This is a genomic window from Aquimarina algiphila (assembly GCF_007489275.1).
Lineage (GTDB): Bacteria > Bacteroidota > Bacteroidia > Flavobacteriales > Flavobacteriaceae > Aquimarina > Aquimarina algiphila.
Window position 1 is genome coordinate 49,008 of the sequence record NZ_VLNR01000028.1, and the last position, 20,756, is coordinate 69,763.

Annotated in this window: 19 protein-coding genes; 2 read left to right on the plus strand and 17 right to left on the minus strand. The window is 34.6% G+C overall.

The window, feature by feature from the left end; translation table 11 throughout:
• Window positions 1-3: 3 nt before the first annotated feature.
• The 14 genes from FOF46_RS14510 to FOF46_RS14575 all read right to left on the minus strand — a co-directional run bounded on the left by FOF46_RS14510 (window position 4) and on the right by FOF46_RS14575 (window position 16,018).
• On the minus strand, window positions 4-459 hold the full coding sequence (locus tag FOF46_RS14510; RefSeq protein WP_143916949.1) for a hypothetical protein: 456 nt from the start codon (window positions 457-459) through the stop codon (window positions 4-6).
• A 21-nt stretch (window positions 460-480) separates the two neighbouring features.
• Window positions 481-969 (minus strand): hypothetical protein, encoded by a 489-nt coding sequence (locus FOF46_RS14515; RefSeq protein WP_143916950.1) that lies wholly within the window; start codon window positions 967-969, stop codon window positions 481-483.
• A 26-nt stretch (window positions 970-995) separates the two neighbouring features.
• Complete coding sequence (locus FOF46_RS14520) at window positions 996-1,250, minus strand: hypothetical protein (protein ID WP_333968236.1); 255 nt, start codon at window positions 1,248-1,250, stop codon at window positions 996-998.
• 21 nt (window positions 1,251-1,271) lie between these two features.
• Window positions 1,272-1,940 (minus strand): hypothetical protein, encoded by a 669-nt coding sequence (locus FOF46_RS14525; RefSeq protein WP_143916951.1) that lies wholly within the window; start codon window positions 1,938-1,940, stop codon window positions 1,272-1,274.
• Window positions 1,941-1,958: 18 nt separating this feature from the next.
• Entirely contained in the window at window positions 1,959-2,318 is a 360-nt protein-coding gene (locus FOF46_RS14530) for a hypothetical protein (RefSeq protein ID WP_143916952.1), read from the minus strand.
• Window positions 2,319-2,321: 3 nt separating this feature from the next.
• Window positions 2,322-2,666, minus strand: coding sequence for a hypothetical protein (locus FOF46_RS14535; RefSeq protein ID WP_143916953.1), 345 nt, complete (start codon window positions 2,664-2,666; stop codon window positions 2,322-2,324).
• A complete protein-coding gene (locus FOF46_RS14540; protein ID WP_143916954.1) occupies window positions 2,663-3,682 on the minus strand; it encodes a DUF7192 family protein in 1,020 nt (339 codons plus the stop codon). The genes FOF46_RS14535 and FOF46_RS14540 overlap by 4 nt, the downstream gene beginning before the upstream one ends.
• A gap of 4 nt (window positions 3,683-3,686) precedes the next feature.
• A complete protein-coding gene (locus FOF46_RS14545) occupies window positions 3,687-4,643 on the minus strand; it encodes an AAA family ATPase (protein ID WP_143916955.1) in 957 nt (318 codons plus the stop codon).
• Between the two features lie 33 nt (window positions 4,644-4,676).
• The gene (locus FOF46_RS14550) at window positions 4,677-8,957 is read right to left on the minus strand and encodes a strawberry notch C-terminal domain-containing protein (RefSeq protein WP_143916956.1); all 4,281 of its coding nucleotides are present in this window, start codon (window positions 8,955-8,957) and stop codon (window positions 4,677-4,679) included.
• 98 nt (window positions 8,958-9,055) lie between these two features.
• On the minus strand, window positions 9,056-9,454 hold the full coding sequence (locus FOF46_RS14555; protein ID WP_244299624.1) for a hypothetical protein: 399 nt from the start codon (window positions 9,452-9,454) through the stop codon (window positions 9,056-9,058).
• Window positions 9,455-9,474: 20 nt separating this feature from the next.
• Window positions 9,475-13,941 (minus strand): Eco57I restriction-modification methylase domain-containing protein, encoded by a 4,467-nt coding sequence (locus FOF46_RS14560; RefSeq protein ID WP_143916958.1) that lies wholly within the window; start codon window positions 13,939-13,941, stop codon window positions 9,475-9,477.
• Window positions 13,942-14,755: 814 nt separating this feature from the next.
• The gene (locus FOF46_RS14565; protein ID WP_143916959.1) at window positions 14,756-14,968 is read right to left on the minus strand and encodes a hypothetical protein; all 213 of its coding nucleotides are present in this window, start codon (window positions 14,966-14,968) and stop codon (window positions 14,756-14,758) included.
• 91 nt (window positions 14,969-15,059) lie between these two features.
• Window positions 15,060-15,365, minus strand: a complete 306-nt coding sequence (locus FOF46_RS14570; RefSeq protein ID WP_143916960.1) for a hypothetical protein — start codon at window positions 15,363-15,365, stop codon at window positions 15,060-15,062.
• Between the two features lie 71 nt (window positions 15,366-15,436).
• On the minus strand, window positions 15,437-16,018 hold the full coding sequence (locus tag FOF46_RS14575) for a C2H2-type zinc finger protein (protein WP_143916961.1): 582 nt from the start codon (window positions 16,016-16,018) through the stop codon (window positions 15,437-15,439).
• A 384-nt stretch (window positions 16,019-16,402) separates the two neighbouring features.
• Here FOF46_RS14575 and FOF46_RS14580 point away from each other — a divergent pair, with 384 nt between their 5' ends.
• A complete protein-coding gene (locus tag FOF46_RS14580; RefSeq protein WP_143916962.1) occupies window positions 16,403-16,966 on the plus strand; it encodes a GNAT family N-acetyltransferase in 564 nt (187 codons plus the stop codon).
• A gap of 4 nt (window positions 16,967-16,970) precedes the next feature.
• Window positions 16,971-18,059 (plus strand): helix-turn-helix domain-containing protein, encoded by a 1,089-nt coding sequence (locus tag FOF46_RS14585; RefSeq protein WP_143916963.1) that lies wholly within the window; start codon window positions 16,971-16,973, stop codon window positions 18,057-18,059.
• A 291-nt stretch (window positions 18,060-18,350) separates the two neighbouring features.
• On the opposite strand, the gene FOF46_RS14590 is transcribed toward FOF46_RS14585, so the two are convergent.
• From FOF46_RS14590 to FOF46_RS14600, 3 genes are all read right to left on the minus strand, one after another.
• The gene (locus FOF46_RS14590) at window positions 18,351-18,731 is read right to left on the minus strand and encodes a helix-turn-helix domain-containing protein (protein WP_143916964.1); all 381 of its coding nucleotides are present in this window, start codon (window positions 18,729-18,731) and stop codon (window positions 18,351-18,353) included.
• Between the two features lie 343 nt (window positions 18,732-19,074).
• Window positions 19,075-20,232: a glycosyltransferase gene (locus FOF46_RS14595; protein WP_143916965.1), complete on the minus strand. Its 1,158-nt coding sequence runs from the start codon at window positions 20,230-20,232 to the stop codon at window positions 19,075-19,077.
• A gap of 38 nt (window positions 20,233-20,270) precedes the next feature.
• Window positions 20,271-20,570 carry a hypothetical protein gene (locus tag FOF46_RS14600; protein WP_143916966.1) on the minus strand — a complete coding sequence of 100 codons (300 nt, stop codon included), beginning with the start codon at window positions 20,568-20,570 and terminating at the stop codon, window positions 20,271-20,273.
• Between the last annotated feature and the right edge of the window lie 186 nt (window positions 20,571-20,756).

Here is a 20,756-nt window from a genome sequence, read left to right on the forward strand (position 1 = left end):
ATCTTAATTTATCTTAGCCATAAACTGAATAAGGCTCTCTTCCAAAACTTCGTATCGTCCAACAAAGGATTTGTTAAACTGGGGAACTGATAAGATTTCTTTACACTTTTTGATATGATAGTACGCCCCAAATTTTCCTTGCTCAAAATACTTCCCCATCTCGTTATATGTCAGCCTTGTATACTGACTAAGGATATGATATCCTGCCATACGAGCCTGTTTGAATTCTCTTGTCAACTTCCCTTCCATTTCTTTATGTTTCACACCAAAAACTTTAAATGCTTCGGAAACCACAAAAACTGTTATCAATTCCAAATGTTGTTTTTTGTGTTGCCGAACCATTTCTGTTCCCGACAATTGACGTATAATTTTTATCGCCTTAGGCATTCCAAACTTTCCAATAAGACTATCGATACCTTGTTGTAAATCGGTATAATCTTTCCCTTTTGATTTTTCCATACTAGATCCCCTTTTAAAAGTTTACTTCATTGAAACTATGTCATATCGATAATAAAAAAATGAAGTCCTTTCGAGTATATATTTACCGATTATTGTATCACCTCCAACCTTGGTTTTTAATCCCATATCTCGCAATTTTGACCTCTTAATACCTTTAGTTCTTTTCATCTTCACCAACTCATCCAAAATCATTTCATCCGTTTTCTCCTTTGTGGGAACAGTTTTTTGTGGTGATTTTTTGATTGTAACTTCTGGTTTTTTTGGAAGTTCGGCTCGCTTATTATTGGTCAACTGATCTTCATATTCTTCTTCAATATCCTCTAAGATTTCGATATCCAATTTCTCTAATTGCTCTGTTAACTCCTGAAGGTTTGGTTCTTCAATAGTATCTACTAATTCATACAATTGATCATAGATTCCTATCATTTCCTGAATTGGTTTCGGAAGTTCTTTTTTCTTTAAGTTGTTATTTTTCAAAAACTGTTTGAATTCAATTACCTTATTTTTCATTTTGTTTCTGTTTAAGTGTTAAAAAACTATTTTACAGGGATTAACTTTCCTGCGGATTTTGCTTCTATTGATTTCTCAATTTGATAAGAAATAAGAGCTGTTAAGGCAGATGTTGCCAATACAACCCCTAAATTTTTTGCCAATTCCTTCCCTTTAGGAACACCAAATTTGAATCCTTTTCTATTTGCATTAGTACCTAGATTATAGTACACTAAGGCTTCTGCAAAACCAATCGCTAATCCTACTCCTGTAATTATGACTACTGTTTTATCTATTTTCATTCTGCTTATTTTATGGATATATTAGGATTCCAACTTTTCTTCTATCTTATCTAACTTCTCTTGCAATTCATCATTATCATTTTGTCCTCTTAAGGCATTCATCCCATATATTTTTAATAGACTACGATGCGTTTTTTTAAGTAACTTTTTGGACTCCTTTTGGACTTCAAGATTATTCTCTAGCTTCTCTGGAATTAAATTTGCAAGCCCAATAAAATGTCCTCTTATTTTTATGTATGGCGAGGGTTTTGGTTTTGGTCCTTCTTCTTTTCTTTTTTGCTCGTTATACTTTTTAATCTTGACACGACATTGTTTGATTTCATTAAGAACTGCATCTAAATCCTTTTTGTTAGTTGTCCTTTTAGGGCTCTCTTTTTTAGTTTCTTTTTCTTTCTTTTTTGATGTCTTTTCACTCTTCTTAGAAGTAGTAGCTCCTTTTTTGTTTGATACAGATTTTGTTTTAGTTTCTTCCTCAATGGGATCTCCACAAGGAGTCTCTACAATAGCATCTGGAGATACTTTTGTGACCATTTTGTAGATTTTATCAATATTATCTCCTGCTGCTTTTTCAAAAGCATCTTTAGCACCTATCTCATTGTAATCATCAATAATTCCTTTTACCGATTTTTGAAGGGCTTCTGGTCTTACTTTAGAAAGGTCTAGTTTTAATAAATCCTGTATTGTTGCCATTTTACTTGTTTTTAAGGGTTACGCACTTTTTGCATTCAATTCTAGCTCTATCTCTACTTCTAATAGCTCTATCGCTCTTGCTCGTTCTCTTTCCTGAATTCGTATTTCTTCTACGGATAGTTCTTTTTTCACAGTCGATTTCTTCTTTGAAGTATCTCCTGAAGTACTTTTAGCATCACGATTCAATAATCGATATAGAAGCTCATCCGCTTCTTGCGCTTTTACATCAGCTTTACTAAAGCCTTTGGATTCATTTTTAATTACTTCAAAGGCTTGAAGCGGATCAAGCTTTTTTTTGGTTCTTACCAAAATTTCTTCCTGATTCTGGATCTCAACTGTTTTCAGGTCTTTTACTTTTGTGTCTTTTGTTTTGTACATAATTTAAAGTGTATGATCGATTGAAAATTCTTGTTTATATAATGTTGTCAAACTCAAAAAGAAATCATTCGCTTCTTCCTGATCCGAATAATGAATAGAACAATTTTGAGGAGTACCATCCATATCAAAACATTCGTAACGATAACATTGTATTGGGCGATCAACATTGCTAATATCAATTGTTGTCCATCTTAGGATTCTGGTTTTTTTATGCATTGGTGATTCCATAATTCTGAAATCTCTACAATGTTCCAAGCATTCCTTATTAATCACGACAGCTCTATTCATAATAGCATTGATGATATGTTTCTCAATATTTTGGATTTTCTTAGCGGTCTTCTTTTTCATTTCTTATTGATTTGTGCGGTGTAATCCTCTATAACCTCAGTGACTTCATTAACTGCTCCATTCATAGAATAACTCTGTTCAAAAACAGCATAATGGTCTTGCTCCTTTCGTATTTCTTTTACAAAATCTTTACCCATATTCCCCTTTAATGATCCCAACCCATCGGGTATATTTAGACCAAAATGATCACTCAATGCTATAAGTGCTTTAAATCCTCTATAGCGAAAATATCTTGGGTCACTTGTCATCAATAACAATTGGTTTTTATCCAACCTATCCTGAAATCGTTTGATCCGAATGACACCCATAGCTACGTTGCCTTTAAATGAGGTTCCTAATAGCGCATTCACTTCTACTGCCACTCCTCGTATCTCCATAAATTCCACCAATTCAGCACACGCCAAACCGACATATAAAAGTTCATCTCCTTTTACGTTGGCATTACCTCCTGCCATTAGATACAAGCTCAATGCTGGATAAGAAGATTTTCTATCTTTGAAATAGGCAAATACACTTTTTACCGCAGTCGTTTTATTTGAGGTATCTAATTCTATTTGGAGTTGGCTAATGGCATTGTCAATTGGAATTTTTGATCCCGTAGGTTGTAATCGATATAATCCCATTGCTGCACGATCAAATGAGAAAACACCTAAACCTCTATCATTATATGCCACTTTCGGTTTTGAAAGGATTTGGTTATCCATAAGTTTTATGTACTCGGATAACTTGTCTTTGATCTTTGGTTGAATTGTCCGCAATAGTTCCATTCCAAGAAAGTATCTATGTTCATTCAATTCACTCACATCTTTTGGGATTGGAGATCCATACCAATTACTACCTCTTTTAATTGATGAAGCTGTTGTTTCATTCATCCTTTTCAACACCTCACGATTATCTTCATTCAAGGAAGCAGCTTGTGCATCTACAAAGTCATTAAATCCCTGTACGCTATCGAAATAAGAATAATAGGTGGTTCTTCTTCCTCGTTTTTTAGTATGTATTTTAGTTAAACCCATAAGCTTATCCTAACCTCTTTTTGTACTCAGTCTTAAATTCATTTAACATCACAACCCCTTTGTATGAGTTTAGAAAACCTTCCAGATTCACATCAAGTTTGATTTTCTTCGCCTTATCAGGATTCATCACCATAAAGTAGCTTTCTAAAGCATCCTTTAAGGTTTTACCATTTGGGACTTTGCGATAAGGTTTGCCATGTTCGTCTTTTAGTCCAGTAGCTCTTTTCATCTCAAGCTCATAAGCTCGTTCCATATTGAGCATTGTTCTTAAAGTCATTATATCTTCAGTATCATCATCGCCTAATTCTTTTCCTTCATGGAATAATATGGCTTTACGTATTTTAATACATATATCTGCTACTGGAGCATAGACTAATTGACGTTCTAACACTTCATTAAACCCAATCCTATAGATGCATCCGCTAAAGCGATCTAAAAGGGATGCATCCTGTTTATTGTTGCCTACATAATTCCCACTTGCTCCTTTCCCAATGACATTTCCAGTTGCAATGCAGCCAAAGTCATGATGTTTTACAATAGGCTCATTAAGACCGTTAAAAATGATTGCATCAGGTTTTGAACTCTTAGCCAATGCATCATTTAACAACCCTGCTGTATTAGCATCTAATTTTGGCATCTCATCAAGGATTATTATTTTTCCATCCCTCCAAGCTTCAATAAGCGCACCCTCTTTATATCCCGAAATTGTCTGACCGCCCTTAATATCAATTGGTGATGTCCATTGATTACAATTCACTACTACAAAAGGCAATGCTTTCTTATCATTTTCAGTTCTTCCGAATAGGGCATAGGCTACTTTTTCTCCCAACGTGGTTTTACCTGTTCCGGCACTTCCTACCAGAAATACATTGTTTCCGCTACTCAAATCATCCAATACCTTCATAAAATTTGGGATCTGCTTGATCTCTGGAATATCTAAGGTGTATGTTCTTCTTTTCATATCATTTTATTAACTGTTGTTTGCTACTAATCTTTAAGCGGTTTGAAGACTATGATATAGCCTTAACTGATCCAGTACTTCATCAATAGCATTAATTTCCTCTATCATATCTTCATAGGCAGTTCTACCTAAATCCTCCTCGTTATACCTTCCAAAAACAAATTCAGGATTGCCATCTTCGTGGGGATTATTAGTGATAAAGAATCCCAAAGTATCTTTGGCTTCGTATAGCGCTTGCTTTGATGCTTCTTCTACGATAGTCTCAAATTCTTTCTCTACTGGAGTACCACTAATTGCTTGCTTCCATGCTCTATACGGAATCACCACATTCTTGAAAATGGGAATAAGTGAATAGTTGTATTTCTCTTTATCACTAAGGGGTCGGGTATAGGATACAGTACCAAAAGTATACTTCGTGTCCCCTGGTTCTTTGTACTCTTTGAATCCTGTAATTGGATTGCTTCCTTGCCCGTATGGTCTGCCCAATTCATAGGAATAGTTACCTTCGGATTGTTTTGTATTTCGATCCCAATCTTTTTGATTTTCAACTTCCCAATCTTCTAACTCTTTCGCTTTGCCTAAAAATTGTAAACCATAAGTATTCAATTGTTTTAGAAATGCGCTTAAGTTCTTCAGATGAAGTACTCCCGTCATTTCACCTCCATTTTGAACAAAGTCTGGTAATTCATCCTCAGTCTGACCTTCCGCCCTTCGAATTAATTCACGTAATTTGGGATCTATTGCCATCTTATAATTCTCCACTTTATGGATATATACCTGTAAATAATTCTCACCAATACGTTTGAAGCGAAGCTGATCCTTTTGATCTGAAAAGAACTCATCTGTAGAAAGACCAACAATAATGTTAAATGCTTCCGAAATAGGCAACAAGGCTTTATTCACACCATCTTTACCAAATTCCTTATCCATCAGAATACCATTTTTAATGATACCTGTTTTTGTATTGTATTTAACTAGTTTGTTTTCTCCTCCAATTGCTTGGGATGCAGCAACAATATTTTCAGTTAGAATGTGCCTTTGTTCTCGTTTGGATGATGCCTTTTTTATCAGTTCATTCCATTCTATTGGAATTTGTTTACGTTCTTCTTCTGAAATATCACTACTCTGTGTATAAATCAAGCTTATATATGCGTGTTCTTCAGGTTGCAATGAATATGAGATAAGTCTACGGGAATCTGCAACTGCAAATCGTAATTGTATGTTGCCGTAGGTGTATGGATTTTTGGCAGATGTACCTAACGAAATACCTAAAAACATGCCCCAAGAGGGTTCTTTAGTAGGATTCAAAAATGGTATTTTCAATACTTGTCCGATATCAAAATACCCTACATACTTTACAATTTGTTTTTTGACATATTCTAACTTTTGTAGGTATTCATTTACTGCACTTAATTTTTCTTCGATCAATTCTTGCAGCTTTTCTCGGTCATTCGCTATTTTTTCATTTTCATCATCATCTTTTCCACTTCCTATATCAGGTAAATCCTTCAATTCTTCCCGAAGCTTATGAACAACTTCCATTCGTTTCTCTCTGCGTTCTTCTATGAGTAATGGGAATTTCTCATTGATGTCGTTCACAAGTTCCGCACGTACTTGTTGCGGTTTTCTTCCATCCAATGCTTTAGTGATACGATTTTCTACATCTTGCTTGGTTAAGGGACGTTTTAAATTATTCACAATACTTACCTCTCGAACGGTATCTTTTCCAAATGGAGTATTCCCACCATTTCCTTGTTTGAATAAGTATCTTTTTTTAATCTCAGCATCTAAAGGAAGAAATTCCGTTTCTAAATCATACGTTCCTTGTTGTTTTTCAAGCTTGATCTGGTGATCATAGCGCTCCAATAAAACATTGTATAGATTATCCTGATCTTCTACTAACAGTAAACCTGCACGTCCTGTAAGCTGTCTTATAGCTCCTTCTTTGCCATCATTACGTTCATAGTATTTTGTGCCTGTCTTTCTATCTGTTACTCTATGATAGGTAGGATGCCCTAATTTTGACATCATTTCAGGGTTTTCATTGATCCATTGCCAAGCAACTTTATCTCCGTATTTATTTAAGAAATCCGCACTTTTAAGAGTATCATCATTGGTATTTTGAGATCCTGTAGTATTCGCATCCAAAGACTTTAATTTTGCCTTCAACATCGTCATCAATCTGCGCTCTGTTGGGATGTCACTTGTAATATAGTAGTACTCAGGTAAATTTACCTGACCAGTTCTGTTAATGCGCCCTCTCTTTTGTACTTCAATGTTTATGTCTAACTCAAACTGATGAATTACCATTGCACGTTGTCGTTGATCTGCAAAATCTTCAGAAGCGTGAGCGGATTGTCCTGTACTTCCACTTTGATTAATGAGTAGTACATCATACTCACCAGAGTTGAACAATCGAAATGATTTCTCTGAATCACTTCTAAAAGATGACACTACTACGTCATCGCCATTATAGCGCACTTTTTGATTTCTTCCTGTAACTTCGACTACTTTAAAATGCTCATCATCATGACCTCCTAAATAGGACGGTTTCTTTTCATTCTCTATTAACTGAATAAGTTGGTCAATAGGTGAAATACTTAGTCCTGAACTTTCTAAAAGCATCGCTTTTTTAATCCTGGTATATTCTTCTTGCCCTTTTCTTGATAATTCCTCAACGGCTATCCGTTGCCTGCTTTTTTTACCATCGATAGCTGTATAGCTGTAGTAAAAAATACTATCCAATCCTTTAATCAGGGTTCGTACAAAATCCAGTTCCTCTTTGGGTATGACATCTCCACTTGAGAGATTCAAATCTTTTAGAAAAGCACCCATAGTGGATTTAAAAGCAATCACTACCTTCTTATCTTCTCTTAAAAGCGATACTGTTTTTTTTGCTACTTCCTCGACTTTCAAAGCAAAAAGCATCTGGTCTACTATATTGAATACTCTTGAGAAATAAGGAGCTTGTTTTACACCTAAGCCTTTAGGTTTATTATCCATTCTCTCCCCTTGAGCTTTTGCATCTGCATGAATTAATGCCAGTACAGGAGCGACATATTCTTCTTCAAATCGAACCACTTCATTCATCAAATTGATAATCCGATTTACACTTGCTCTATTCTTACTTCGGCTTGGTTCTTCATCTAAGGTGATATACTCAACTTTAATACCTTCGTTGGAACGCTGCCTTCTGATAAGTTGACCACTTTCTGCAAGGTTAGATGCTACAATTTCTTGAAGGGCTAATCCTCCTGTACGCATAGAGGTTACAAATGCGCCATCCTTTAGTCCTGTTTCGGAAATAGCTGTCTTTTTTCCATAGAAGGGCATTACTTCTGGATACTTGGCAAAAGTTGCGCTTAAAAAACAACAAGAATATGTTTTAGGAAGTACCCTACGCATCCAATTTCCTATGATAGAATCAAATCCTCCAGCACTATGCGATTCATCCAAAATGAACACTACTTTTTTATAGCGTTTACTTCCTTCGATTCCACTCTCACATATACTTTCTATCCAAGAACGTTTATAATAACTAGCAGATTGAACCTGACTATAGGTTGTAAAAACCATATCATATCCGCTTGGTAAATAATCTATATTCTCATAAATGGTTACCGTTGGTGTAGCTTCAGGGTCAGGTAATTTTTTACCCATTCTTTTATGCCATTCTATCGATTCTAAACTTTCAGTAGCTAGAGTCTTAGAAGTAGTAAGTAATTCCTCTTGAGCTTTGCCCGATAATGGTGTAAATACTACATTTCCATCTGCATCTTTTACTTTTGCTCCTGAATCAGAACTAGAATTGACAATAAAAGGTTGGATATCGTCAAAACCTATATTCTTTAAATCCCGATACATATCTGTAAATAAACTAGGGCTTTTGGTAAAGAAAATTGGTAAATACCCTTGCATTACCGCGTGACGAATAACGGCTGCTGCTTGCCTGCCTTTTCCAATTCCCGTTTGATCTCCAATGATAATTCCTTGTTGGCGTTCAAACTGTTTAAGGTATAACGCTACTGCATCAACCTGTTCCGCAGCAAAAGCTTTCCATAAGGTTGCTGTAGATATATATTTTAACTCATTCCGAACATAATTGTCAATGTTCCCTTTTTCCTTTACAATACGGTTCAGTGCCTTTTGAACTTCAAAAGCCATATTTCTAGGGATGAGAGTATCCATTTTAAAACTTGCATTTGATTTTGGTACATATGGAACAAGGGCGGTCTGATCCGCTGCCAGTTTTGCTACTTGGGCTGCATCCTGAGTGAATTGATCCTTTTCTTCCTGTAATTCGATATTCTCCATAATTCTTTTTTTAAAGGGCTTTCTTCTACTTTTTGCAGTACCCAGCAAGTGACTCCATCTTCACCATCATCACTTGCTATGGGACTACTTATCTATGATTACACGCTTTCAAATCTTGATAACACTTCTAAGTATCTACGTAAAGTGGTATCTGCATACATTTGGACAGCATCTTCTTTCTCCATTCCACCATACATTAATGAATCGTCTGGTACGGTATCGTCCAGATTACTCCAGTTTTCTTTAAGTGTCCACATAGCACTTTGCATTTTATCGTGGTACATTAGGAAATTTGCAATTTCATCCACCGTTCTACTATCCGTATAGACGGTTTCTAGGTATTCCTCAATAAGAGCAATTGGATCGTCTCCTTCAGCCATTGACCACGCTATTAAGTTGTGTAATCGGATAAAGATTCCCGTTTCGTGATCTTCAAAATTTTCAAAGGGTATTGGATTGCTGACCATAAAAAGGGTAGCACTTTCATCCGACGGCATTAATTGATTATTTAAAAATATCATAGTCCTAATTCTATTTTAAGTTGTTGTATAATTATGTCAATGAGTTTTGGAGTATTAATGTGGGATTCGATACGTTCCCATAATTCAGGAAAACTTTCCACCATTTGCTCTATCAAAGGGTTTTCACTCTTTGTTGGAGCAATACCTTCTGGTGTTTCTTTTCTTCCATTAATAAGGATGAGCATTGTCTTGGTAACTGCGCCCTGCTTATTGTACAGTTTATAGCTGTTCATATTGATAATATCATCGACATGATAATAGCGGTACAGCCAGTTGAAAAAAGGTTTGTATTTTTCTATATATCCATCCTGACCGAAATACACATGTCCCATAATGATGATAGCTGCCTTTCCTGTACCTTTTAAAGTATGTAAGGCGAGTCCTGCCATAAAATGCTCTAAGCGCATATGCTGTGCTACCCCAATTTGATTATTAAAGTATTTTTGTGTCCATCGTTCTTTATCAAACTTTGAATCGTCCCAACTGGCAAATGGTGGATTTGTAACCATTACATCAAAGGAGCGAGCCAGTTCTTCTGGAAAAGGTTCAGCAGCATTTAGGTGAGTAATCGTCTGAAACCTTTGTAACTCCAGAGAATATCTCCTACTCTTATCAATTTCATTGACGTGGGTTTTTTCTGGATCTGCACCAAGTACCAACAAGCCATTTCCAGCACTAGGTTCAAAAATGCGTGTCGCATCAGACATTTGAGTATATTCAGCTACCATTGCACCTATAGGACAAGGTGTGGAATACTGCTTAAACAGTTCCTTGCTACTATCTGAATAAGCATAGGTAGGCTGCACGGTATTCCAAAACTCAACCATCTGCCCCAAGCGTTGTTCAAATGGAATAGGAAGGTTATAGATTTGCTTATACCATAAAAGCCAACTAAGCTCAACGGCTTCCCATAAAGCACCTAAATTGGGAGCGCCAGCTTCTTCTTTGACTGCTTCAATTTTCTTTTTGCTTAATCGTTCATTCTTGATATAGTGATCGTGCATAATTGCCACCACTTTATCCAAATAATCAGGGTTCCACGACTTCTTTTCTTCGTCATTTTCAGCAGTCGCAAAGAAATCATCAATTAAAATTCTAGCTATTTTCCCTATAGGTTCATCAGGATAATTCTCCGCTATTCTACCTCCAAATAAATTGTTCAAAATAAAGTCACGAAAGTTGGCTATGTCACCCATATCAATGATATAGCCATAATCTTTCGCTCTCATTAAAAACTCAAAAAACAACTCATCACGAAATACTTTATCCTCTTTGACTACGATCCACTCCAAATCTTCAGATTCTCTTTTTAAAGAAGTGATTCGGTCTAGCCTATGTATTCTGCTTAACTTACTTTTTCTATCATTTTTCCCTTCTAATGCCTTAATCTCCTTTTCAAGTATGTTTATCCAATGATGTGACTCTTTATCTATCTTCTTATCCAGTTTGATTTTAGTAAGCTCATATCGGTAGTTCAATTCAAACACAGATACGTTTTCAATAAATGCCTGTTTGCCTGAAAAACCTATTGTAAATCCAAGTGAAGCAAATTTTTTCCGAATTTGCTCTGCTTCACTTGATTTTATAAAAAAGAATTCTTCTACGAATGATTTTTCAATTTGCTTTGGTATTTCTGACTCTTTAGCAGTTTCCTTTTTCTTCTGATCTTCTATATATCCTTCGATCAGTTCTTTGGAGTTATCAAGATCTTCAATTTTATATTCGATGTCCCGATATAGTTCTTTGTCTTCTTTTTTGGATTTTGGCTTACCTGTTCTTGGATTGGTATGTACTAGTTGCTGTTTCTTAAAATCGGATTTTTCTTCTTGAATAATTTCCAGCGCTCTATCTAAATCTGCAATGGGTCGATACATATCGGCTGCATGCCACCAAGATTGTGTTTCCCTATCTTCATCTATGATGTTCTGTAGTGGATAAACTCCTCTATAACCTGTATTGACATTTACATAAGGATAATTAGGATCTGTAGGAAAACCTAATTCTTCAAATAACTTTTCACCTCGTTTTTCCCACTCTCGAAGCATAGCAGATCTTGTTACCGAAAATCCATATTGATTTGGATGACCCATTTGAACCAATTCAAATAATTCTTTTGCATTCAATTCCGAAAGATTGTCATTCGAAGCTTCTAACAAGTACGGAGCGATTTCTTGAATCTTTTTAGCATCTTTTACATATAATCCAGAATTAAATAGCGCTATGACTCTGTGAGGAGTTAAGACATTGGGAATCGCTGTTCCATATCGTGTAATATCTGTGGTAACTGGATGCTTTTTTTCTATTTCAGTATTCTCTACATTTTCTTCAGGTACAACAACTTTATCAGGATTGGATAAGATATATCGAATCGCTTTTTTTAGTTTAGTCATCGACATTGTACTGCCACCATATATTACACCTTCTTTTAAAGGCTTATGACCTGAAATAGCAATGCGATTCTTCTTAAGAATTTGAAAGGAGATTTCATCTCGATCAGAAGTGATTACAAGCCCGTGCGGTTCTGATTCATCTGGATAATAATTACGTTTGATACATTCAGGTCTTGAATTAATAAACTTTTCAAAATCCGTTACCGTTTTACCATCCAGTTTTGTCCAGGCTTGCTCTAATATATAACCAGAGCTGTGGGGAACTGTGAAAGGTGTGTATCCTAATGCTGCTGCATTTGAAAGGATCAAGTCTAAAAAAGTATTCCTGACAGCTTCTGGTTCTATATCATTTATCCAGTCTTTTTGATCATTTATAGTTTGTGTTACACTTTCTATAAATGTTACGTTATTTTCAATTGGCAAAGCTTCTTCTAGTTCTAGTCGAAAGGTGGCTATTATGGTTTCTGTTTCTCCTTCAGTATCAATCTCTAAATCAGTAAGCTTTTCAATCATCGATTGAACCGTAGTACGCTTTGAACCCGAATGTTTCGCATTAGTTTCTTCTACTTCTACTGATTTGTCTTTCCCTAATTCTACTTCTTCTATTGAAAGTTCTATTCCTTGACCAGTAGCAAACTCTTTTAGAGCTAACAAAGCAGATTGAACGGCTTTAAGCTTTTCCTTAGCCTTTATAGTGGTTGCTATAATTAATTCTGTACTTAAGTCTTTAGCAATCAATTCCAATGGACGCTGGATCGCTTCTTTCTTTGAATTATATCTAGTACTTCCTCTTTTCGGTCTGAATTGATAATTACTTCCCGATCCAATTCGATTAAAAAATTCCAAACCATTCAAATAATAGTCTTCTTCATCCTGAACTATCGTAATAGATGCTTCCACCCTTACAGATTCAGGAAATGGAATTTCCAATACTTCTAATCGTTCTCCTGCGGTTTCTGGTGTATATACTCCTTCCTCATTGGTTAGAGATTTTGATTCTACGGGTTTAGAAAAATCATATTCATTAAATGAGATGTAATCTAGTCCAAGTTCTCCTCTGGAATCAGTTTGTCCTTCTATCAAATTAACCAGATCCAACACTTGCTCTCGAAAACCTTCAATTCCAATAAATGACGATTTCCCATTACTGGTTAATGGATTATTGGCTGTCACTATTTTTAGGTTATCTCCTTCCCATAAATAACCTGACCTTCCTCCGTCAACCATTCCACCCTTTGTAAAATCGCCTTTATTTCCTATACTACTTAACACTTTTTTAAAAGCAGCTTTGCTCCTAAAATCAGTGCCATCAAATCCAAACTGGAAGTCTTCGGATTTTAAAAGTTCAGGATGATCCTGCAAAACAGGTTCAGGAACTTTCTTACCATTTCTTAAAGCTGTTAATACTGCAATTTTATGTTCGTGTTTTTCTTCTGCTAGAAAATCTGGATCAAGTAGCTGATCATTAGAAATAGATTTCCCCGAAACCTCAAATAGATATGTAGCTTTTGTTTTAAGCCATACAAATTCCTCTTTTGGTGTATCTGTATTTTTTACTTCTTCTTGATTACTTTCAGAAATTCCTGTGATAATTCTTCCTTCATCGAATGCGTTTCTTGCTCTTTCTTTTAAATTCCTAGCAGTAACTTTAAGCCCTTTAAATTTATCTCCTAACTGAGATTTTAAAAACCGTTTTGCAATGTCCTCGGCTGAAACCCTGAAATCTTCAAAAACAACATAATCTTTATCTTTTATAACCTGATCTTCATTTTCGATCGAAGCTGTCACCAAACTAAAAAGTTTGTGATCAATGTTACCTCTTACAACTTCATACGATGGTTCAATTTTTATGGATATAAGATCTTTACTTTCTTTGTTAGCATTTTCTAAAGCACTTGTATACTTATCAAAAGAAGGACGAACCCCACGTATATACCAAACACCTTTGTTTCGATTTGCATTTTTAAATCCAATTGAAATAAGATATTTTTTTAAATCCGTATTAGATAATTCAGGATCAAATTCAAGTTGAATTCCTTTGGGAGTTTCGTTATATGATTTTGTTATTCTCATTTACTTCTTTTCTTTTCGTTAAATGAGATTATTGAACTTCGTACTTTACTAAAAACTCACGTGTCATCCCTATAGGAAATACTTGAAGTCTATGCTATAGTAAAAACTCACGTGTCATCCTTATAGGAAATACTTGAAGTCTATGCTATAGTAAAAACTCACGTGTCATCCCTATAGGAAATACTTGAAGTCCCTGCTATAGTAAAAACTCACGTGTCATCCCTATAGGAAATACTTGAAGTCTCTGCTATAGTAAAAACTCACGTGTCATCCCTATAGGAAATACTTGAAGTCCCTGCTATAGTAAAACTCACGTGTCATCCCTATAGGAAATACTTGAAGTCTCTGCTATAGTAAAAACTCACGTGTCATCCCTATAGGAAATACTTGAAGTCTCTGCTATAGTAAAAACTCACGTGTCATCCCTATAGGAAATACTTAGTCTTATAATCTCAAAATGTGTACAGAAATCTCCTTGTAGCGGGAGTAAAAATGTAGATAACGTAGTTGATCTATTCGATCATTAAATAGTTTGGAATTCTCCTTGTAGCGGGAGTCGTTCCTAATTCGATTTATTTCAAAAAACAAGCACTCAAAATGCCATAAATTGAATAAATCCAATGACTTATATACCCAAATATAACGAGTCTTTTTTAATTTCTTTTTCACATAACAATGCTATCGTTGCGTAAAAAAAAGTTGGTAAAATAGTAAAATCCAGTTTAGCCCAATAATAATGCCATTTCCCAATTTATACCCCCCATAAATTAACTTACGTAAACCGTAGTAAAAAAAATATGGGGAATACAAATAACTAAGCACTAACTGACCGAATCTTATTGATATCGTAACTAAAATCTCCAGCTCTAACGCTTATCGTTATCACTCCTTTTTCATCTTCATACAATTCTAGTATGGATAATATTTCAATAGGAATTACCGTCTCCAAATCAAATAATTCCCCCATACCAGATTCAACAATCGTGTTCTTCGATTCATCCTTTACGGTATAATTATATAGTGTCATAAGTATAAAATGGCTGTTTTTAAATGTTAAAAAAAGATGTGTATATTGAATTTTGGCGTTCTAATTTAAAAGGGTTTTCAAACACTTTATGCTAAATAATTAGACCTTTATCCCCAACCCAAATATGCAGAAAATTAGTTCCATTGTGGTGATCCCATTTCACCATTTCGACTTCCCATCCTGTTGTATTTTCAATCCAATCAAATACATTTAGTTCCTCATTTTTGTGCATAAATGTTTCATCGGATTCATAGCTCCCTTCTATGAATTTTGGAATGTTGATTGCTTCTCCTTCTCTTGGGATTCCTTCCCCATTGATCCAATTGATAGTAAGATCGCGCTTCCCTGCGTTGTAAAGTATTGTCTTACTCCAATTAATACTAAAATGTACCTTCATTGTGATTGCTGTTTATATGTGATTGACTTAGTTCCCCCCTGAAACTAAAAAGTAATTGTTCTTTCAAATTGTTACAATAATTGTATCCTCTGATCATTTTCCAACTCCCAAGCACCATATTTCTCAGGCTCCCATTCCTTACGAGTTTTATGGGCTGAAATATGCCCGTTTAATTGTTTTGAATTTTCAAAACATTCTCCGCACTCAGGACACACATATGGCTGCGGTTTAAAGCGGACACCCGCTTCAATTGCCCTGTGTATTTTTAAAGCTTCTTCAGAAAGTATATCATCTGTTTTACTTGTTTTCTCCTCAACTTCTTTCTTTTTGAAAAAAAGATGGCAAAAGCTAAATATCGTAGCAGATTGAACGATACTTAGCAATACACTACTCCATACACCTTCTGGCATAAATTGATATACTAAATTATGCGCTAGTGTTACAAATAGATAAAAAAAAGCTGTGCGTAACCACCCTTTGACTGTAAAGATTAAGATAGCCAGATCGACTCCTATTGCGTAGCACCACGAAAACCAAGGATGGTCGTAGTGGCTATTCGCTTCGAAAACGTACAATGTATGTGCGATTTGTGGAATCAAAAGAATTGCCATTGCAATAATTCCAAATAAATCTTTTTCTATTATTTTTTTCATGCTGCGCCCTGTTAGCATTAATTAATACTTAGTAACTAGTTTGTGTGCATACGCAAGAAAAATATTCTTGTTTATGCTGTTGAGTTCTGGAATTAGTTAGTTGTGAATTATTGTGAGGTAGGCAGTTGTAAATTTAAGCGCATTATTTACTTAAAACCAAAAAGAATTTCCCGCTTTTCTTGAAAAGCGATATCGTTTTTCAAGAAAATCGATATTTATTATGGTAAAACCATAGACTTTATATGGTATTGTGTTAATTTTAACAATAATATGAAACAATAATTGTTAAAATCTGTTTTCTATGGTAACATAATACTAGTATAAAGACACTAATAGTATATACGTATACGCAAACTCAAAATTAATTAAAATCATTACTGCTAAATGGGGCTAGCTACTAATGCTGATAAAAAACGGGTTATTGAAATCATCTTAGAATCTTTTAAAGACAATCAATCCGTAAACTATATTGTAAAACAAGACCATAAAAGGGTCGAACGAATTTCAAAACTAATAGAATACTCATTTTTTCAAGGAAATAAATTTGGTAAGATTTTTATCTCTGATGATCATAATGCTGCTTGCATTGTAATCTTTCCTGATCAGAAAAAAACTACGCTCCATTCTATTTTATGGGATATCAAATTAATGGCAGAAGTCATTGGTATCAGAAAAGTTAGAGCAGCACTTAAGCGAGAAGCTTTGCTTAAAGAAAACTATCCTAAAACACCATATGTGCATTTATGGTATATCGGGGTTGATCCACCCCATCAAAAGAAAGGTATCGGAAGTGCTTTACTGGAAGAAGTAATCACTTTTTGCGGAGACAAACCTATCTATTTAGAAACCTCTGTGGTTTCAAATTTAGCCTGGTATGAAAAATTTGGTTTCGAATGTCTCAAAAAATTAGACTTAGGATATATACTTTACCTGCTTAAAAAAAACTAACCACATGTTTGAAACAGAAATGCACCCAATTACTTTCATAATATTGGTCTTACAGTCATTTGTCTTATTTACTCAAATAATGTTTGTAGTAGCTAGACCTCATGACAAAACCAGATTACGTTTTTTAATACTTACTATAACTTATATATTCTATAACCTGTCTTCAGGCTTATTCCCTGATGAAAACATTCCCATAAACATTATGTTGCAAAACATTATTGCTTACGCTAGTGGCATTGTGGTAGCCGTATATTTCATCTATTATACCTATTGGGAATTTAATATTTACCCATTCAAATTGTTCGGTGTAAAATCATTGCTATATACTTTAGTTATCTCGTTCATAGTGTTATTTGTACTCCCTTATTACTTTTATGGTAGTTTGGATCTCTCAAGAAAATTATTTTTAGCTGTGCCCTTGGTTATATCCGTTGCTTTTTTCGTACAGGTGACTAAGGTTTTGATCAAAATATACAAAGATGACAAGCACAAATCCATAATTTTTAAATATAGAGTTATTACCGGAAATGTAGGGTTATTCACTTTGTCTTTAATGCCTGTTGTTGTTGCTTTTGGTGATCACCAAACCACCGAACAATCCATTGTAAATTTTGGTTTTATTCTAATGATGATCATGTATATTGTGGAATTAAATTCTGAAGCAAAAAAAGAAGCTATTGTCCTTACACAAATTCATAGAAAGGCAAACGCTACAACTGCTTATGAAATGCACATAGCAGATGAGCTTATTAACGATGTACTTGAAAAGCTCCAGAAATTTGAAGATGAGAGGGACTATTTAAAAGGTAAAATCACCTTAAATATACTGGCTAAAAGATTTGACACCAATTCGAGATATCTTTCACAAATAGTCAACTCTAATAAAGGAAAGTCTTTCACAGAGTACATTAACCATCTACGAATAGATTATGTGAAGATTAGATTTGAAGTAGATGAAAAATTCAGGAACTATACACTAAAAGCAATTGCAAACGACCTTGGCTATACATCGACAGAAGCTTTTCAAAAAGCCTTTTACAAAAAAGAAAATATCAAGCTATCGGCATATTTAAAAAAACTAAGGGGCAATTAACAAAATTGCCCCTTATTCTTATGATCAAGTATCTACTTCAACCCCTATAATGATTTTCATACGCTTTTGTTTAGCAGCATTAAAATTAACCTAAAGAAAACTAATTTATTGTTGGATATACGATAGAAGCATACTAAAAGTAAAACCGCTAAACCCTTTTATAACGAAGAAATTTTTCCATATTTATCACCATAATCAAAAAATTGTATTCATTCTCTATAAGAACCAAACTTAACGTATAAATACAAAAGCGAAGCTTATTATGGCTTCGCCTTTTCACTAAAGAGTATTCTATTCTTCTTTAGGAGGGTTCCAACAATGCAGTTTTAATTCGTTCTCCAACTTTTTATGCTTGTTCTCCAGTTTGGTGTATTCTAATAAAAGTAGCCTATAACTTTCCTTATAGCTCAATGCTGGAGGAAAAAAATCAGGTCGAAGATTAAAGATATTGATAATCAATTTTCGGTACTTTTTCTTTATGATTGGCTGATTATATAGGGTATAAACACCTTGTCTAGTAATCCCCAAAAGTTTAGCTAGCTTTTTAACCCCTCCTTTTCCGTACTCCGTATTGACATTTATATAGTTTTTAAGAATGATCCCATGATTATACACAATACCAGGGTTAGATGATAAGCCATTGTTGTCTGATTTTAAATTTGTTTCTTTCATTTTACTTTTTTTAAAAATTTATATTAATATCAAATTGTTTTAAATTATAGTTTAAATACTGCATACTCCCTCACATTCTTCGATTAACTCAGGAAACATATTGAATTGTTTAGAAGCTAATTCTTTTCCTTTTACAATATCTATAATTACGTCTTTAAGTGGTCTGCAGGAACGGTGTATAAAACACTCATCCTTTATGCCCGGATAGTTTTTGATTTTTTCATCTAGCAGCGCGGCTGCATCGAAATGATTCGGTTCATTTTCCTAAATCCACAACCAATATTTGTCAGAATGATACGGGCAAATAACACAACTAGAGCGAACAATAACCTAATTCAGCTCTCTATATAAAAGCATTTTTAAAATGCATAAGGTTTTTCTGAGTATAAGAGCGATTTTTCCAAACCCATTTTTTAGCATTTTCACCTAGTTTTTTGCGGAATTCAGGTTTCTCAATCAATTGTATTAATGCAGACTCCCATTCTTGCAATTTCCAAGCCAGTAACCCGTTTTTCTCATGATCTACTACTTTGGTATAAGAAGAATGCTCCAAAGCAATGACAGGAACTCCAATTGCTGCTGCTTCCAGAAACTTTATTGTACTGGCATATGCGTAATAATTTAAAGATCGCATTGGAATCAGAATCACATCGAAATGTAAATTCTTCAAAGTCTGATAATAATCAAGAAAACTTACTGATTTATGGTAGGTAATATCCACCTCTTTTAATACCTCAGATCCATTAGCGTTTTTTCCATTCCAACCAAAGATGACCAGCTCTACTTTATTTTTATATTTCTCTTTTATCTTTTTAAACATTGGGAGGAAATACTTATAATCTGCTGCCGATTTAAGTGATCCTATCATACCTACTCTTACCTTGTCATCACTAGGTTTTACAACAGAAGAAATACCTTCAAATCCGATACTGGAGATGAGTGAAGGAAGCCAAAAGAATTCTACGTCTATTTGCTCCTTCAAATTAGTATCTAACCACTCCTGGTATAATTTACACAGTCGTTTTATTGGAGTAGTAATCATATCCATTTGAATAAGGTTTTGTGCTAACTGATCTTGATCTTCTTGCTTAAAAACCTCGTGATCCGGATGCGATTTTGGAATGTTGTGAATTTGCCTTGTAATATCCATTACCAAATACACATTTGGATTCAACACCCTGATTGCCTGAAAGAGATATGTATAGTTCCCCGTAAGCATTGGAAAAATGATATAATCCGCCCATCGTATTTCTTCTTCTTGTAGGGTATCAGTTCCAATAGTAAAGGTTTTGGCAAAATCCCATTTGGTAACAGAGGTTACTCGTGTTTCAAACCCTTTTGACCTTCCCAATTCTAAATATGGAAGAATCATTCGATAATAACCATCTGAATTGAGTAATGGCGATACATATAATAATCGTACTGTTTCTGTAGAGGGCTTTTCAATGTTTAAGCCTTCCTTTACTTCTGATTTTTTTAATAATTCTCGAACTTTTTTCATTCCTTTTCTTTGTTTTTGTTTCCAACCATTTTTTCAACTTAGACTTCAACGGGTTCTCCTTCAAAATACTTCTCGATCAATCTATCCGTAGTACGGTCATAGATGAGTATAAAATTTGCCTTGTCTCCATATTCCCGAACTTTTTTATGTAGCCCTTCCAATCCTTTTTGTGGATCGAGAAATCTGGAGTATCCACTTTTCCAATCGAATGAATAAAAAGTACTAGACTCATCGTCTTGAGAAGGGTCTGTAGCTTCTTTATCTTTGAAGTACACCACCATTTTATATCTGGAGTGTTCTTTTGGATTCCAACGTTTTCTTTTTTTCCTTGTCTTCATTGTGTAAAATGTTTGATTAAAACACCCAATGGAATGTCTTTGATAAGCGCTATACCCTTATTGGAGATTCCTATGAAATTGACCCGGGTATTCCTGTTTAAATAGAGCATAGCAAAACAGTTCCCAAAAGCGTGTTTATTTCAGTGTTAAAATTACGATTTTTTTCTTTTTCTTCTCATCGACTCT

Coding starts and splice junctions, on each gene's coding strand:
- FOF46_RS14570 (WP_143916960.1), bottom strand. CDS start 15,365: ATGAAGGTACATTTTAGTATTAATTGGAGTAAGACAATACTTTACAAC.
- FOF46_RS14515 (WP_143916950.1), bottom strand. CDS start 969: ATGAAAAATAAGGTAATTGAATTCAAACAGTTTTTGAAAAATAACAAC.
- FOF46_RS14560 (WP_143916958.1), bottom strand. CDS start 13,941: ATGAGAATAACAAAATCATATAACGAAACTCCCAAAGGAATTCAACTT.
- FOF46_RS14525 (WP_143916951.1), bottom strand. CDS start 1,940: ATGGCAACAATACAGGATTTATTAAAACTAGACCTTTCTAAAGTAAGA.
- FOF46_RS14595 (WP_143916965.1), bottom strand. CDS start 20,232: ATGAAAAAAGTTCGAGAATTATTAAAAAAATCAGAAGTAAAGGAAGGC.
- FOF46_RS14510 (WP_143916949.1), bottom strand. CDS start 459: ATGGAAAAATCAAAAGGGAAAGATTATACCGATTTACAACAAGGTATC.
- FOF46_RS14600 (WP_143916966.1), bottom strand. CDS start 20,570: ATGAAGACAAGGAAAAAAAGAAAACGTTGGAATCCAAAAGAACACTCC.
- FOF46_RS14575 (WP_143916961.1), bottom strand. CDS start 16,018: ATGAAAAAAATAATAGAAAAAGATTTATTTGGAATTATTGCAATGGCA.
- FOF46_RS14555 (WP_244299624.1), bottom strand. CDS start 9,454: ATGCCGTCGGATGAAAGTGCTACCCTTTTTATGGTCAGCAATCCAATA.
- FOF46_RS14550 (WP_143916956.1), bottom strand. CDS start 8,957: ATGGAGAATATCGAATTACAGGAAGAAAAGGATCAATTCACTCAGGAT.
- FOF46_RS14585 (WP_143916963.1), top strand. CDS start 16,971: ATGTTTGAAACAGAAATGCACCCAATTACTTTCATAATATTGGTCTTA.
- FOF46_RS14530 (WP_143916952.1), bottom strand. CDS start 2,318: ATGTACAAAACAAAAGACACAAAAGTAAAAGACCTGAAAACAGTTGAG.
- FOF46_RS14545 (WP_143916955.1), bottom strand. CDS start 4,643: ATGAAAAGAAGAACATACACCTTAGATATTCCAGAGATCAAGCAGATC.
- FOF46_RS14540 (WP_143916954.1), bottom strand. CDS start 3,682: ATGGGTTTAACTAAAATACATACTAAAAAACGAGGAAGAAGAACCACC.
- FOF46_RS14580 (WP_143916962.1), top strand. CDS start 16,403: ATGGGGCTAGCTACTAATGCTGATAAAAAACGGGTTATTGAAATCATC.
- FOF46_RS14535 (WP_143916953.1), bottom strand. CDS start 2,666: ATGAAAAAGAAGACCGCTAAGAAAATCCAAAATATTGAGAAACATATC.
- FOF46_RS14565 (WP_143916959.1), bottom strand. CDS start 14,968: ATGACACTATATAATTATACCGTAAAGGATGAATCGAAGAACACGATT.
- FOF46_RS14520 (WP_333968236.1), bottom strand. CDS start 1,250: ATGAAAATAGATAAAACAGTAGTCATAATTACAGGAGTAGGATTAGCG.
- FOF46_RS14590 (WP_143916964.1), bottom strand. CDS start 18,731: ATGAAAGAAACAAATTTAAAATCAGACAACAATGGCTTATCATCTAAC.